The sequence below is a fragment of the Nostoc sp. genome, assembly GCF_036917555.1.
In the GTDB taxonomy this organism is placed as follows: Bacteria; Cyanobacteriota; Cyanobacteriia; order Cyanobacteriales; family Nostocaceae; genus Nostoc.
The window spans coordinates 43383-58098 of record NZ_JBALDD010000002.1; the positions used below are offsets into that span (position 1 = coordinate 43383).

Here is a 14716-nt window from a genome sequence, read left to right on the forward strand (position 1 = left end):
AAATCCCTGAGAATAATGATTGCAAAAGCTCAGTAGGGGAGTAAAATATCTAACGATTCAATACAAAATTAGTGATCGCTTCTATGTCTGATTCTCCTCCTCGATTTTCGATAATTGAACCTGATACCAAAGCACCCACCTTGAAGCGCCTGCGTCAGTTAAGTCGGCTGTTGGATAATGTTATTACCATTCCTGGCACAAAAATTGGTTTTGGCTTAGATCCAATTTTAGGACTCATACCAATTGGTGGTGATTTTTTGGGAATAATGTTTTCTAGCTACATCATTCTAGAAGCAGCGCGGCTAGGCGTATCTAGAGCCACTCTAGGTAAAATGGTTTTGAACGTAATCATTGATGGCTTGGTAGGCGCTGTCCCAGTTTTGGGGGACTTTTTTGATTTTGCCTGGAGAGCTAATACTAATAATATCAAGCTCTTGGAAGAATACTTAAAGTTTCCCAGCGAGCAAAAGAGTGCAGACAGGTGGTTTATCTTTGCCGTTTTGGCTGGATTGTTGCTAATCTCTATTGCCTTAGTAGCATTGCCTGTGATCCTAATTAGAATCCTGTGGAGCGCCTTTACAGGCGGTTAAATTGTTTATTGATAAAAGAATGAAAGATTGGTGGCAAGCTACTTTTCCCAAAGGGCGGCAAAGTCTAGTTATTAGTGATGCTAAAGGGTATCCTGTACAAATTGCTTATGGCGAAAAAGGTAGAGGTAAACCGTTAATTTTATTACATGGCATGGGTAGTTGGAGCTACAATTGGCGCCACAGCGTAGCACCATTATCTAAATATTATCGAGTAATTTGTTTTGATGCCAAAGGTTTTGGTTTTTCGGAAAAACCATTGTCTCGTAAAGAACACAACGGTCATCAAGTTATTGAATTTCAAAGAATTATTCAGGCATTATGTGATGAACCCGCAGTAATTGTGGCAGAATCTTTAGGAGGATTAGTTGCCCTTGCTCTTGCTCAAGAAAATCCGCAGTTAATCGGACGGCTTATAGTAGTAAACGTACCTGTTTTTGCCGAACAGCTACCCCATTGGTCTATGTGGTTACTTGCCCAAACGCCGCGAGAAGTAATGCAAACAATTGACTCGTTACGTCTGGCATATTTGTTTGCACCTCTATTTAGAGAAGTTATGGCAATAGAAAGACGTGGGGTATTATTCGATCCCTCAATCTTGACACAGGAAGATATCTATTGGATAACTTACCCGTTTACTGAATTGCCTGGTACGATCGCAAAAGTTGCCGAAGAGTTACAAATAGCCGCGCGAGAAATTGAGAATTGGCAAGCAAATAAGCCAAATATGCTCACTAAAATTCAAAATAATCTGAGTGCAATTAAGTGTCCTACACTAGTTTTGTGGGGTGAGCAGGATAGTTGGTTTCCTGCTAGTCATGGTAAAAAATTACATCAACATATCCCCAATTCCAAATTACAGATTTTATCTAACTGCTGTCATGATGCCTCAACTGGGGCTTTTGAGGTGTTGAATAAAACGATTCTTGAGTTTTTACAAGATACCAACTTCTAAAGACAATTCGTATTTTGCTGGCAACATCCCAAATATACCAAAACACTTCACAATGAAGTGCGAGTGTTTCAACAATAATTACGAATTACGAATTAGATAAAAAGAGAGTGGGAGGAAGCATATCAGTCAGCTTTCAAACTCCCACTCTACCATTTGCTGCTGAAGCGAACAGGAATGTATACAGACGTTACCCGCTATTGGGGGCTAATGCGTAGTTCAACAACAACGCCTGCACGCATTTAATATTCCTGTTGCAGCAAATGCCAAACCTGATTATTGAATTTATTTACTGAGATAAATACTCTGCAAATAATTGTTAGAGATAGCTTTTTGTTTTTGTAAATCATTGAGTAAGTAGTATTTTCCAAAAGGAATTTACTTAGGTGGTAGTCCCTGATAATCAAACCCTTGAAGTCGTTTATCTTCATACAATTTAACTTGAATAATCAAAAGCTGGTTGCCATTTTGGCAAGTTTTTAAATTTACTAATTGCTCGTATCTAACTTTTTAAAAGCAGTTAAACCGCTATATAGCAAATAAATTATTAGTACATAACAAGATTCCCGACTTCTTTAAGAAAGTCGGGAATCTAAGCCAAGCTAATTGGCAAAAAGTGTTAATTTAACGGGGTTTTACTTTACAGTAGTATTAATACTGGCGTAAAATAGCAGACAATGAACTATTTTTACGAAGATCCATCAAGTCTGCTAAAGGTTCTGTGCGCGTATCTAAATGGTGCTTGTGTTCTGCTGGTAGAACAGTTACTAGATGCTTTGTTTTAGGTTGCATCTGCGTAAGGGGCATCAATTGTGGCTGTGGCACAAAAATTGGCTGACTCTTGGGAAGCTGTGGTTCCAATTTTTGGTAATGCTTCTGTGCCAAGCGTGCCTGATGGCGATTAATCTGTTTTTGAAGTTTTTGCGGTTGCTTTGTGCGGTTAAGCACTCGGAAAATCAGTAAAGAACCACCACCACAGCTAAGAACGATCGCAGCCACCATCCATAAAGGTGTAGGATTACTATTCTCAGAAGGTGGACTGATTGGTTCTTCAACTATAACTGGAATTTTTTCTGGTTCTTCTTGTGGCACGGCGCCAGCATTACCTAAGCTATATAAGGCAAAGGCACCACCTCCCATAAACATGGCTAAACACCCAGTTAACAATAGCCAAGGATGATGTGCAACCAGATATATCAAAACATTCGAGCTGTTTCTTAGTCTCGATTTCCTGTTTGTCAGCTCTGGAGTAGCCCTTTTTAATTGGGTTCGCTCGCGCTGTACACTCTGACTTTTTTCCATGATTACTTTCAGATTTGTACCCCTCTAGTCAATAAATTGTACTTGAGGAGTCAAGCATCAGGTATCCGTAACAAAATTTAGATTTAAGTAACTTTTTTGTAAAACAAATGCTACAAAATCTGGCTAACTTTTGCCAAAGTTCTGTATTTATTGTGACTTTTCGCCGTAATAATCTAAAATCAGTTCGTTTATTTCTTCTCTGAGCTAGGAGAATGCCTTTCAAGAGCAAGTTGAATTAACCGATCGACTAATTCTGGAAAGGAGACTCCACTATGGGCCCAAAGTTGGGGATACATACTTGTTGTAGTAAAGCCTGGTAAGGTATTGATTTCGTTAATCAAAACTTCTTGTGTTGCTTCCACGTAGAAAAAATCTACCCTTGCTAACCCCGCAGCGTCAACCGCTGCAAAAGCTTGCAAAGCCATATCCTGAATTTGACGAGCGATCGCATCTGGAAGCTGTGCAGGTATCAGTAAATCTGCTCGACCCTCAGTATATTTAGTTTCATAATCATAAAAATCGCTGTCATAAGTAATCTCTCCAATGACAGAGGCTTGGGGTTGATCGTTACCTAAAACGGCACACTCGACTTCTCTAGCGACGACACCGGCTTCTACAACTAGTCGGCGATCGTAGCTGGCAGCACTATCTAAAGCAGCTTCTAATTCTTGACGCGATCGCACTTTAGCAATACCTACTGATGAACCCAAATTCGCAGGCTTGACAAAAGCAGGATAACCTAATGCTGCCTCAATTTCATCACACAGTTTCGGAAATACGCACGGATTAGACCAAACCTGCGCTCTAGTTACCGCCTTGTATTTTACCTGTGCTAATCCTGCTTGCTCAAAAGCCATTTTCATGGCAATTTTATCCATCCCCATTGCCGAACCTAACACCCCAGAACCGACAAAGGGGACTTGCATCAAGGTGAGTAACCCTTGAATTGTCCCATCTTCACCGTTAGGGCCGTGGAGAATGGGAAACCAAACATCCACTTGAGCAACTTGAGAGGGAGATTGCCAATTGCTCAGGGTTTGGGCTTGAGGGTTGGATGTGAGATTTCCCTCAGAAGTTGATTCTGCCGATTCCAGCAGCGGACTGCCGGTTGCTAAAACCTTTTGGGGTGCTTCTCCCGCCAGCCAGCGACCATCTTTTTGGATGTAAAAAGGCAGTATTTCGTACTTACTAGCATTTTGCTCTGCACTCAAGGCTTTAGCGATCGCTCGTGCTGAATTGATCGAAACTTCATGTTCTCCCGAACGACCGCCAAACAGTAACCCCACCCGCAGCTTAGTCATTTTCGGCTCCTTCACACTCCTCAAGCAGATAGCGTATCACAACCTACAAAAATTGCCATATTTTTCTATATTATTTTATTGGCTGTTAAAACCCTGTCTAGAAAAACTCTCCTATTTGAGGAGTTAGTCAGCGATCACCCATCTGAGTACCCTTAATCATCAAATTTATAATCCTCTTCCTGCCTTCTGCCTTCTGCCTTCTGCCCTCTTTCCCCTGCCTCCAATTAAAACAATCGTGTTGTCAGCTACAGTTATATTCCAGGAAAGTGGGCAACATATATTGATAACTAACTAGAAATGCAGCCCTACCTGTAAAAGATGCTGCCGTTTCATGAAACCCAGAATTATTGTTTGTGGCTTAGGACTTACCGGATATAAAACCTTTCGGCTGTTGAGACAGCAGGGAGCCTTCGTTGTTGGTATTCATCACCAATCTATCCCTGGCGAAACAGCACCAGATGTGATTGTTGGCGATTTACAAGCAGCTTCTACCCTAACAGCAGCCGGAATTCAACAGGCACACACTTTAGTAATCACTGGATCTAAAGATGCTCTGAATTTGTCTATTATGATGCAAGCGCGGGTGCTGAATCCCCAGATTCGGATTATCAACCGTTTTTATAATACAAATTTGGGAGAGCGCCTAGATCAAAGTTTGCCAGACCATTTGAGTATGAGTGTTGTGGGATTAGCAGCACCCGTATTCACCTTTGCAGCACAGGGAAACCGAGCGATCGGACAAATCAAATTATTTCAACAAACTTGGCCAATTCACGAAGAATACGTTGATGAAAACCACTTCTGGAAGGGTCGACAACTGAGTGAATTGTGGTCAGACCGATCGCGGATGCTAATTTATTACTTGCCAGTCAAAGGTGAGATGGATTTGGTGTCAGCTGTCATATCTGGACAAAAGATACAAGTAGGCGATCGCTTAATTATTGGTACACAACCCCGCATCCGTTCTCCCCGGAGATCGTTGATTAAAAAACTGCTGAAAGTCTTGACTAATCTTAGGCTGTTTCAGCAACACGGGCGATCGGTAGTAGTGGGTGCTATTGCACTATTAACAGTTATTGCGATCGCTACATTCACCTATATGTCGGCTGAGTTGAGTTTATCTCCTGTCGATGCTCTATATTTTTCTGTAGGCATGATTACTGGAGCGGGTGGTAATGACAAAGTAGTAGAAAATGCTCCTAAAAGTATTAAGTTATTTACCGTTGTGATGATGCTGGTTGGAGCAGTAGTGATTGGTATTTGGTATGCCATGCTCACCGATTTTGTCTTAGGAAGCCGCTTTAAGCAATTTTGGGATGCAGCCCGAATTCCCCAGCGATATCATTACATTGTCTGTGGCTTGAGTGGTATTGGCGTGAGAATTGTCCAGCAACTCCACGCCAGCGGCTATGAAGTTGTAGTCGTTGAACCCGACTCCAACAACAAATATATCAACACCGCCCGCGAACTCGGTATCCCCGTCATTCAGGGCGATGCCAGCTTCCGCACAATACTCAAAGCCAGCAATATAGACTCTGCTGCCGCAGTGATTACTGTTACTAGCAATGATGCTACCAATCTGGAAATTGCCCTCAAAGCCAAAGGTTTGACACCCAGCATTCCAGTGATTGTTCATTATGCCGATCCTGATTTTGCTGGCATAGCGCAACAGCTATTTGGCTTCGAGGCCGTACTGAGTCCGGCTGAACTGGCAGCCCCAGCTTTTGCCGCCGCTGCACTAGGGGGACGCATCCTTGGTAATGGGATCACAGCAGATAGTCTTTGGGTGGCTTTTGCAACTGTGATTACAGCTTCACACGCCTTTTGTGGTCAATGGGTAAAAGATGTAGCAATGTCCACTGACTGTGTGCCTTTGTACGTAGAAAAAAATCACCAAACCCTTCATGGGTGGGATTTACTAGAAACTAACCTCAGTGTTGGTGATATTTTATATATGACGATGCCAGCGACACGGCTATATCAATTATGGCGGGGCGAACAAGTTTGCGAATCACAAATTATTTGTTAACTACTCGTTGTTGATATTCTTGCTCAGTAATCATATCAAGAGTGTTCTCTAGGCGATCGACAAATACGATACCGTCGAGATGGTCATATTCGTGTTGAAAAATCCGAGCGATAAAATCGGTTAATTCTTGTTTTTGTAAGTTGCCTTGGGAGTCAGTGTATTCCACTTCAATAGCTTGATACCGAGGAACTAATCCCCTAATTCCTGGAACACTTAAACAACCTTCCCAATCTTTGACAACTTCAGTTGAATGAGCAATGACTTTGGGATTAATCATGGCAGTAGGTTCCATTTCCGGGGCGTTGGGATACCTGGCATTAGGACGGGAAGCCACAATAAACAAACGATAAGATTGTGCTACTTGAGGCGCAGCAATTCCCACGCCGTTAGCCTTGGCAACAGTGGCGATTAAATCCTCAATTAATTTTTGGATCTGCTCATCTTGAATATTCTCAACCCAAGCAGCTTTTTGGCGCAATGTTGGATTGCCTAATTGAATTATTGGCGCTAATTCAGTCATGATAAAACTCCTTTTAGGAATGGGGAATTGGGAATTGGGCACTTGTACTGAGTTTACGGTGAGCGCAGTCGAACTGCGACTTGTGCCGAGCGTTCGCGTAGCGTCTCGTAGAGAAGCCGAGGTAAGCCGAAGTATTGGGCATTGGACTAATGACAAACATCATCCTTCACGTCTTACAGGCAAAGGAGCAGGTTGAACTCCTACTTGGACAATTTGCCCATTGCGTTCCACTTCTATTGGTAATTTAGTACCGATTTTGCTCTTTTCTACTAGCTTTTGTACTTCTTCAATTTTAGTAACAGGCTGGCTGTTAATGCTTTTAATCACATCACCGACTCGTAGACCAGCCACAGATGCAGGCGATCGCGGCACAATCTCAACTAACAAAACGCCCTCATCTGCTGTCAGATTTAAGCGATCGCCAGCGACATTTTTGATTCTTTCTTTATTTTCCGGTGTCAATGTCACCATCTGAACACCCAAATAAGGATGATCCACCTTGCCTTTAGCAATTAATTCTTGAGCAATCCTTTGCACAGTGTTAATGGGTATAGCAAATCCCAAACCTTGAGCGCCTCGGATAATCGCTGTATTCATCGCAATCACTTGACCACGAGCATTGAGCAATGGTCCACCGGAATTACCAGGGTTAATCGCAGCATCCGTTTGGATGTAATCAACCCGCTTGTCACTAGCACCGATATCGCTACTAGAACGACCTGTAGCACTAATAATTCCAGAAGTGACGGTATTATTCAAGCCTAATGGATTACCAATGGCAATTACAGCCTCTCCTGGTTGCAAGGCATCGGAGTTACCTACAGATAGAGTTGGCAGATTGTTGGCATTAATTTTGATCGTTGCCACATCTGTTACTGGGTCTTCACCCAAAACTTTCCCATCAAAAGTCCGACCATCTTTGAGTATAACAGTCACTCTATCAGCACCATCTACCACATGGGCATTGGTAACAATTTGACCAGAAGAATTAATAATAAATCCAGAGCCACTACCGCGTTCTACGCGTTGTCTAGGCTGTGGGGTTCCCTCTCCAAAAAACCGCCGGAAAAATGGATCGTTGTTAAATTCATCTGGTACGCGAGAAGTGATTGTGCGGGAAGAATCAATACGAACTACCGCAGGCCCCACCTGTTGCACTACTTTCACCACAAAATTAGGATCTCCAGACGAAGAGAAAATCGGCGGGGGGACAATTACCTGATTAGGTTCTGTTGTTTTTTGAGCTTGAGTATCCCTTTGCTGAGTATCAAAGGTCTTAGCAGGTAGAAGAGAGCAGCTCCCCAAGAACACCACTGCTACCCCGTATGAGAGCATCCACAACCTATAGGGTAAGCCCCTGGTTTCAATCTTTTTGGGCGCTGAGTGATGGTTTGTTATCTTCATGTGTCGTTGCTTCTCCGTGTCAGTCAGTGGGTGTTAGGATCTTGCCTACTGGGTATGTCCCAAAATGATTACAACTTAAAAGCTTATTTTAGGTCTAGCGTGTCTCAATGCTAAATTAGTGCTTTCTCTTCTATTGTGACGATTAGCAGCAAAGGTGGTGGATAATGGAAATTCCCATAGAAAGTCTGTGGAGTCAGGTACTAGAACGCCTAAAGCTTGAACTATCTCGACCTACCTTTGAAACTTGGATCAAAACTGCTAGTGCAGAGCGATTAGAAAATAATTGTTTGGTTATCCGTACTCCTAACCCATTTGCTCGTAATTGGTTACAGAAGTATTACATCAATACCATTGCTCATGTAGTACAAGATATTCTCGGTCATCCCGTAGGAATTTACATTACTGTTGCTCAAGGTGATGAAGTTTCTCATTTTAGTGAACGAGAGGTTGCTTGGGAATCACCAAATTCCAGCAGTATTTCTGAAGCTGTTGCTAATCACAATCATCAAACTACTGACTTAAACTCTAAATATGTCTTTTCACGATTTGTAGTTGGTGCTAACAATCGCATGGCTCACGCTGCTTCTTTGGCAGTTGCAGAATCTCCAGGTAAAGAGTTTAATCCTTTATTTTTATGCGGTGGTGTCGGCTTGGGTAAAACTCATCTTATGCAAGCTATTGGTCATTATCGCTATGCAATTTCTCCTAATTGTAAAATATTTTATGTTTCTACTGAGCAGTTTACTAATGATTTAATTACAGCGATTCGTAAGGATAGTATGCAAAGTTTTCGAGAGCATTACCGAGCCGCTGATGTTTTATTAGTTGATGATATTCAGTTTCTTGAAGGGAAGGAATACACCCAAGAGGAATTTTTTTATACTTTTAATACTTTACATGAAGCTGGTAAACAAGTTGTCATTGCTTCCGACCGTCCGCCTAACCAAATTCCTAGCTTGCAAGAACGCCTTTGTTCTCGGTTTTCTATGGGCTTAATTGCAGATATCCAAAAGCCGGATTTAGAAACGAGAATGGCGATTTTGCAGAAAAAAGCCGGGGATGAAAATATTTGTCTTCCCCGCGACGTGATTGAGTATATTGCTTCTAACTATACTTCTAATATTCGAGAACTAGAAGGAGCTTTAATTCGGGCGGTGGCTTATATTTCTATTTGGGGATTACCGATGACTGTGGAAAATATTACGCCAGTTTTAGAACCGCCTAACGAAAAAATGGCAGCTACTCCAGAAGCAATTTTAAAGGTTGTGGCGGATAATTTTGATGTTTCAATAGATGACCTCAAAAGTAACTCACGACGAAGAGAGATTAGCTGGGCGCGTCAATTAGGAATGTATCTCATGCGCCAACACACGGCCTTGAGTTTACCGAGAATTGGCGAGGAGTTTGGTGGTAAAGACCATACAACGGTAATCTACAGTTGCGATAAAATTACTCAACTTCAAGAGAGCGATCGCACCTTAGTACAAACTCTACGTGAATTGAGCGATCGCATCAATATGACTAGCCGTTCTCAAAAACCATCCTGAAGATGTATTGTAAGTTTTCCACAAGCAGCAGTCTAAATTATGAGCTTTGACGGCTGAAGAATTAGTCAAGAATATTAAGTATCGTATAAAAATTGATTAAATTTCACTTCAATTGTGGAAAAAATCTTACTTTTTGTGGAAAAATCTGTGGAAAACTTGATATTCTACTGTTAAAACTTAATTAAGTATAATTACCTTGTGGAAAAACTCAAGTATTTTTCCACAAGTTTTCCACAGATAGTTATTTGTTAAATCATTTATTAAACCGACCTGTGGCAAGTTTTCCACAATTTCCACAGCTACTACCTTGGAAAAAAAACAGACTGAAGTATAAATCATATAGCGATTATCAGTATACTTAGCAAAACTAAAATCGGATTCCTATATTAAAAATAAAAGTTAAATACCTTGCTTACGGAAATTATTAGGTTATGATATGGTACTTATGTATTATTTGGTCTATTTCAAAGTAGTCAAGTGCCTAGAAAGAAAATTGGTCAATCTGACATAATCGGACAGCAAGGCATCAATATTATTGAAGAAGTCGTCTTGAGCATGGGATTCCTCTGGTATCCAACTGGAGGTGTAGAAGCAGGTATTGACGGCATAATTGAAATCCGTGATTCCCAAACAGGCGAGGTCACAAATTGTATCCTTCAAGTTCAAAGTAAAGCTACTCAAAAGACTCCTCTTCAGGCAGAAAATGAAAACAGTTTTGAGTGTCGATTTAAAGAAAGAGATATTGATTACTGGCTACAAGGCAACGCCCCAGTTATTCTAATTGTTGTCAAAATTTCAACTAAAGAAGCTTTTTGGGTTGCTGTAAAGGATTACTTCTGCGATGCCAAACGATGGCAATCTAAAAAAGTTACATTTGATAAGCGTTTTAATCGTTTTGATGTCAACGCTAGAGATGCGCTAATTAAGCTGGCTGTTCCCCAAAACTCAGGACTTTACCTTGCACCACGACCAAAGTTAGAAAAATTATACTCAAATCTGTTGCGAGTTTATCAACTTGCAGAGCATCTCTACACTGCTTACACCTTTACAGAAGATGAATCTAAAGCTTATTCAGCGCTTCAGAAAGTTGGTCGAAATTTGGGACAGGAGTGGTTGTTGAAAGAAAATTTTGTACTTAGTTTCCACGACTTGCGCCAAGCACCTTGGACAGAAATCTGCGATTTGGGAACTGTTGAGCAGCATGGTGTAGACGAATGGTCGCTATCAAATCGGCTTGAACGACAACAGGAATTTGTGTGGTTACTCAATAAGGTGCTGCGCGAGAAAGTTAAAGAAGACTTATCGTTCGACCAAAAGAAAAAGTGTTACTATTTCAAACCTACTAACGATTTATCAACACGTCGATACTATTATCGAAGTCTCTCCAAGAAAACACATCGAGATGTTTTTCAGTCTTACTTAAAGAAAAATTCTACAGAAATAGCATACTACAGACATTCTGCTTTTGAAGGACGGTTTATACGTGTCGATTCAGACTGGTTTCTAGAAATCACACCAACATATTTTTTTACAAGGGATGGTTACACAAAAGATAAGTTCGAGAAAGAGCATCTTTCAGGAATAAAACGTCTTGAAAAAAATCCTGCGGTATTTGGTCAAGTTATAATGTGGGCTGAATATTTGATTACACCTGCTCAAGGTGACTTATTTATTCAAAATTACCCATTTCTACAGTTTTTTGATACGCTACAAGAATTTGAAATTGAAGTTGGTATTGATGATGATATTTGGTTAAGGAATGAAGACGATGAAACTACGGCATTGTTAGAAGAATCTTTAAATGATTTACCTCTATTTAAAATAAATAATGAAGATTGAATTTTTACAAGAACCCGAACTAGAGTTTGGCAATGGTGGACGACACATTGATATTCGCTTTGGGATGATGCACTATAAACCACTTGACTATGACAGCACATCTGCCCCAAAGGAAATCAAATTAGGGATTGTTGGTTCATCCGAAACAGTCGAGGGTTTAGAAATATGGCTCGAAAAATGCAGCCAGGGAATTGAGGCAAAGAACAGTAAGCAGCCATACCTTTTTCCAGAATTTCCAGGCTTTGGAGAAGAAAACAATTTACCTGCGGCTATCAGGGTGGATTCTAGACGGAATGCAGTTATATCGAATAAAGATATTGACAAACTTCTTCAGATTCAAGATGTAAATACACTTATTAGTGAAACAGTCAATTTTTTTATCGAGGAGTTACGGTATATCGATGAAAAAACTAGTCCAGATGTTTTAGTATGTGCATTACCAGAATCCTTGTTAGAAAAAATGTCTGTAGATGAAGAGAATACTGATAATAATCAACCGACTTCTAGTAATGAAAATAATCACAAAGAAGTAGATTTAGATTTCCGTGATTTATTTAAAGCAAAAGCAATGGCATTAAGAAAGCCAACACAAATTATCTTACCCTCAACATATAACGCCGCAAAAAAGAAGTCAAAGATAAGTAAGAACAAACACAAACAGAAAGCTCAGACAATCCAGGATGAGGCAACCCGGGCTTGGAATTTCTATACTGCTTTATATTACAAAGCTTTAGGAACACCCTGGCGACTGGTCAGAGATTCACGAGATTTGACTACATGCTACGTAGGTATTAGCTTCTATAAAACACTTGATCGCTCAAAATTACTAACCAGTACTGCTCAAATTTTCAACGAGCGGGGAGAAGGAGTTATTTTGCGTGGAGGGCAAGCTGAATTATCAAAAGATGATCGCCAACCTTATCTTCCAGCATCAGATGCATCCGAATTACTTTCTAATGCCTTAGCAATGTATCGCCGAGAACATCGTAACTTACCCGCAAGAGTTGTACTGCATAAAACTTCTCGATTTATACCAGAGGAGTTTGAAGGATTTCAGGATGCGTTGGATAAACATGGTATTAATACAGCTGAGTTTATCAGCTTCGACAATAGAGGTGGAACTAGACTATTCCGTTATGGAAAGTATCCTCCTCTACGAGGAACGCTGTTAAGTTTAGATAGTTATACCCACGTTTTATACACGCGGGGTAGTGTAGATTTTTTTTCCACTTATCCAGGTATGTATGTGCCACGCCCCTTAAAGTTTCGGTGTGAAAGTGTAGAAGAAACGCCCAAAGCGCTGGCACAGGAAATTTTGGCACTGACGAAGATGAACTGGAACAATACACAGTTCGACCGAGGAGAACCCATCACCATTCGAGCAGCGAGGCAAGTGGGACATATCCTGAAATATGTGGGTAAAAATGATCCACTAGAGTTCCATTACCGCTTTTATATGTAAAGGTGTACGAATAAGAATGGAACGTCAAGCTCTTGGAGGCGGCAACCCTCCCAGGCTGGGAAGCAGTTAGGGAAGGGCTGTATCTGAACTGAATGCCATTCCCTATTGGATCTTAACTAACTGACGATCGCACCCGAAGCCCCATTCATAGATCCATTTGCAGAAGAAAGCTGAACAGAATCGGCTGCTAAAGAATTGGTGACTTTGGAATTGCCTACTACGCCTCGCTTCTTCTTAGTATTACCTCGTCTAGCACCACCCGCCATCTCGTATTCCTGGCTGATTTTACCGTAACGGCTGGCAACTCCTAGTAACATTTTTTCTGACATGGCTATTACAACCTGTTCTGCGTTCTTCACATCATCTGTGAGTTTGTCAATGGTAGATAACGCAGTGTTGTAGGCAGCAAGCTTAGACCGGAGATCGTTAATTATCATGTTATAAGCTTGTATAGTCAGTCCTCCGCCAAAGTCAAGTTCTACGCTGATAGATTGTAAACTTTCAATCCGGCGATCGGCTCGTTCTAAAACGCTGGAATTTCTTTTGCGACGTGCCATAATGCATCTCTGCCATTAGGTTAATAGTACTGTTTTATACAAAAACATATTTTATGTCATGGGGAAATACTACAAATAAGTTGCGTAAGTGTAGCCCATATTAGACATCGCATCTCCCAAAGCTTAATTAATTTCACCTAAATTATTTTTAGATTTCAGGTAGTAAATCAATTCATAAGCTCATTACAACAAATGCTGCAATGATTTAAGCGTTTCTTATACATGGAAGAACATTTGTTGCAAAGTATTAAACATTTGCTGCAACTGCTTATATATTTCTTGGAAATGCTTAAGCCTTTCTTATACATGGAAGAACATTTGTTGCAAAGGTTTAAATTTTCACAGCCTGAATTGTAGGAGCGTAGGCGTAGCACGTCGTAGACATCGCTTTTACCTGTTATCTAACAATAAATCTTCCCTTGAACTCTGTTAACGTGATAAATGAAGTCCTGTTGGTATTAAGGCAGATAATTTATGACAGCCAGAGAGCAACTTATTCAGGAAATTGAGCAAGTTTCAGATTCTCTAGTGGAACAAGTGTTAGACTTCTTGCTATTCATAAAAGGTAGATAGGATCAGAAAAATTCTACATCTGATGGTGAGCAAAGCCAGCCATCTGAGCAAAGCATTCTAGAACGCATGGGAGGAATTCCCCAACATTTGCTCAGTGTTGGTAATTTATCAGATCGAGACGTTCAAAGAGCGGTTATTGATCGCGGATAAAGCAGAGCCACCAACAGGAATCATGACCTATTATCTTACAATTTTGGTAGATACAGGTTTGTTGGTTGCCTTTTACGACTCAGCAGATTCACATCATCATCGGGTGGTTGAGTTTTTTGCTGGATGTACCAGTCGATTGGTAACGAGTGAAGGTTGTGTCACTGAAGTGATGTGGCTATTAGCCTCTGACTGGCAGGTGCAAAACGAGTTTTTGTCCCACCTAGTAAATAACATATACGAGTGTGAATCCTTTGCGTCTCAAGATTTTGCTCGGATTGCGGAACTGAATGCCCAATACGCTGATTTGCCAGCAGATTTTTCGGATTTATCCCTTGTGGTAATTTCTGAACGCCTGAATGTCACTGCCATTGCCACACTGGATAAAGATTTTGATATTTATCGGCGCAATCGTAACCAACTGTTTAACCGAGTTTTCTACCCTTAACCAACTTCGTCAGCGATCGCCTATAAACATAAGGATGATAAGGATGTT

Annotated in this window: 13 protein-coding genes; 8 read left to right on the forward strand and 5 right to left on the reverse strand. The window is 40.9% G+C overall.

Annotation, left to right across the window (positions count from 1 at the left end):
* The first annotated feature begins 83 nt into the window (after positions 1 to 83).
* Positions 84 to 590 carry a DUF4112 domain-containing protein gene (locus tag V7K60_RS00595; protein ID WP_334922076.1) on the forward strand — a complete coding sequence of 169 codons (507 nt, stop codon included), beginning with the start codon at positions 84 to 86 and terminating at the stop codon, positions 588 to 590.
* Positions 591 to 609: 19 nt separating this feature from the next.
* The gene (locus V7K60_RS00600; RefSeq protein ID WP_334922078.1) at positions 610 to 1542 is read left to right on the forward strand and encodes an alpha/beta fold hydrolase; all 933 of its coding nucleotides are present in this window, start codon (positions 610 to 612) and stop codon (positions 1540 to 1542) included.
* A 648-nt stretch (positions 1543 to 2190) separates the two neighbouring features.
* Here V7K60_RS00600 and V7K60_RS00605 read toward each other — a convergent pair.
* Together V7K60_RS00605 and V7K60_RS00610 are read right to left on the reverse strand one after the other, a co-directional pair.
* Positions 2191 to 2739, reverse strand: coding sequence for a hypothetical protein (locus V7K60_RS00605; protein ID WP_334922080.1), 549 nt, complete (start codon positions 2737 to 2739; stop codon positions 2191 to 2193).
* 290 nt (positions 2740 to 3029) lie between these two features.
* Complete coding sequence (locus V7K60_RS00610) at positions 3030 to 4142, reverse strand: D-alanine--D-alanine ligase family protein (RefSeq protein ID WP_334922081.1); 1113 nt, start codon at positions 4140 to 4142, stop codon at positions 3030 to 3032.
* Positions 4143 to 4473: 331 nt separating this feature from the next.
* Between V7K60_RS00610 and V7K60_RS00615 the strand changes: the two genes are divergently transcribed.
* A complete protein-coding gene (locus V7K60_RS00615; protein WP_334922083.1) occupies positions 4474 to 6171 on the forward strand; it encodes an NAD-binding protein in 1698 nt (565 codons plus the stop codon).
* Here V7K60_RS00615 and def read toward each other — a convergent pair.
* The gene (gene def, locus V7K60_RS00620) at positions 6161 to 6691 is read right to left on the reverse strand and encodes a peptide deformylase (RefSeq protein ID WP_334922085.1); all 531 of its coding nucleotides are present in this window, start codon (positions 6689 to 6691) and stop codon (positions 6161 to 6163) included. The genes V7K60_RS00615 and def overlap by 11 nt on opposite strands.
* Here def and V7K60_RS00625 point away from each other — a divergent pair.
* The gene (locus V7K60_RS00625; RefSeq protein ID WP_334922087.1) at positions 6690 to 6887 is read left to right on the forward strand and encodes a hypothetical protein; all 198 of its coding nucleotides are present in this window, start codon (positions 6690 to 6692) and stop codon (positions 6885 to 6887) included. The genes def and V7K60_RS00625 overlap by 2 nt on opposite strands.
* Here the strand turns inward: V7K60_RS00625 and V7K60_RS00630 are convergent.
* Positions 6851 to 8095, reverse strand: a complete 1245-nt coding sequence (locus tag V7K60_RS00630) for an HhoA/HhoB/HtrA family serine endopeptidase (protein ID WP_334922089.1) — start codon at positions 8093 to 8095, stop codon at positions 6851 to 6853. The two genes, V7K60_RS00625 and V7K60_RS00630, sit on opposite strands and share 37 nt — an antisense overlap.
* 164 nt (positions 8096 to 8259) lie before the next feature.
* On the opposite strand from V7K60_RS00630, the gene dnaA reads away from it, so the two are divergent.
* The 3 genes from dnaA (at position 8260) to V7K60_RS00645 (ending at position 12943) form a co-directional block, all read left to right on the forward strand.
* Positions 8260 to 9642 (forward strand): chromosomal replication initiator protein DnaA, encoded by a 1383-nt coding sequence (gene dnaA, locus V7K60_RS00635; RefSeq protein ID WP_334922091.1) that lies wholly within the window; start codon positions 8260 to 8262, stop codon positions 9640 to 9642.
* Between the two features lie 477 nt (positions 9643 to 10119).
* The gene (locus V7K60_RS00640; RefSeq protein ID WP_334922093.1) at positions 10120 to 11481 is read left to right on the forward strand and encodes a DUF4365 domain-containing protein; all 1362 of its coding nucleotides are present in this window, start codon (positions 10120 to 10122) and stop codon (positions 11479 to 11481) included.
* Positions 11471 to 12943, forward strand: a complete 1473-nt coding sequence (locus V7K60_RS00645) for an argonaute/piwi family protein (protein WP_334819137.1) — start codon at positions 11471 to 11473, stop codon at positions 12941 to 12943. The genes V7K60_RS00640 and V7K60_RS00645 overlap by 11 nt, the downstream gene beginning before the upstream one ends.
* Positions 12944 to 13059: 116 nt before the next feature.
* On the opposite strand, the gene V7K60_RS00650 is transcribed toward V7K60_RS00645, so the two are convergent.
* The gene (locus V7K60_RS00650; protein WP_334922095.1) at positions 13060 to 13500 is read right to left on the reverse strand and encodes a hypothetical protein; all 441 of its coding nucleotides are present in this window, start codon (positions 13498 to 13500) and stop codon (positions 13060 to 13062) included.
* A 745-nt stretch (positions 13501 to 14245) separates the two neighbouring features.
* Here V7K60_RS00650 and V7K60_RS00655 point away from each other — a divergent pair.
* On the forward strand, positions 14246 to 14668 hold the full coding sequence (locus tag V7K60_RS00655; protein ID WP_334922097.1) for a type II toxin-antitoxin system VapC family toxin: 423 nt from the start codon (positions 14246 to 14248) through the stop codon (positions 14666 to 14668).
* Positions 14669 to 14716: the final 48 nt, after the last annotated feature.

Excerpts from the sequence above, each read along its gene's own strand:
- V7K60_RS00595 (WP_334922076.1), top strand. The coding sequence starts at position 84 with ATGTCTGATTCTCCTCCTCGATTTTCGATAATTGAACCTGATACCAAA.
- def (WP_334922085.1), bottom strand. The coding sequence starts at position 6,691 with ATGACTGAATTAGCGCCAATAATTCAATTAGGCAATCCAACATTGCGC.
- V7K60_RS00650 (WP_334922095.1), bottom strand. The coding sequence starts at position 13,500 with ATGGCACGTCGCAAAAGAAATTCCAGCGTTTTAGAACGAGCCGATCGC.
- V7K60_RS00625 (WP_334922087.1), top strand. The coding sequence starts at position 6,690 with ATGATAAAACTCCTTTTAGGAATGGGGAATTGGGAATTGGGCACTTGT.
- V7K60_RS00645 (WP_334819137.1), top strand. The coding sequence starts at position 11,471 with ATGAAGATTGAATTTTTACAAGAACCCGAACTAGAGTTTGGCAATGGT.
- V7K60_RS00655 (WP_334922097.1), top strand. The coding sequence starts at position 14,246 with ATGACCTATTATCTTACAATTTTGGTAGATACAGGTTTGTTGGTTGCC.
- dnaA (WP_334922091.1), top strand. The coding sequence starts at position 8,260 with ATGGAAATTCCCATAGAAAGTCTGTGGAGTCAGGTACTAGAACGCCTA.
- V7K60_RS00600 (WP_334922078.1), top strand. The coding sequence starts at position 610 with ATGAAAGATTGGTGGCAAGCTACTTTTCCCAAAGGGCGGCAAAGTCTA.
- V7K60_RS00610 (WP_334922081.1), bottom strand. The coding sequence starts at position 4,142 with ATGACTAAGCTGCGGGTGGGGTTACTGTTTGGCGGTCGTTCGGGAGAA.
- V7K60_RS00615 (WP_334922083.1), top strand. The coding sequence starts at position 4,474 with ATGAAACCCAGAATTATTGTTTGTGGCTTAGGACTTACCGGATATAAA.
- V7K60_RS00630 (WP_334922089.1), bottom strand. The coding sequence starts at position 8,095 with ATGAAGATAACAAACCATCACTCAGCGCCCAAAAAGATTGAAACCAGG.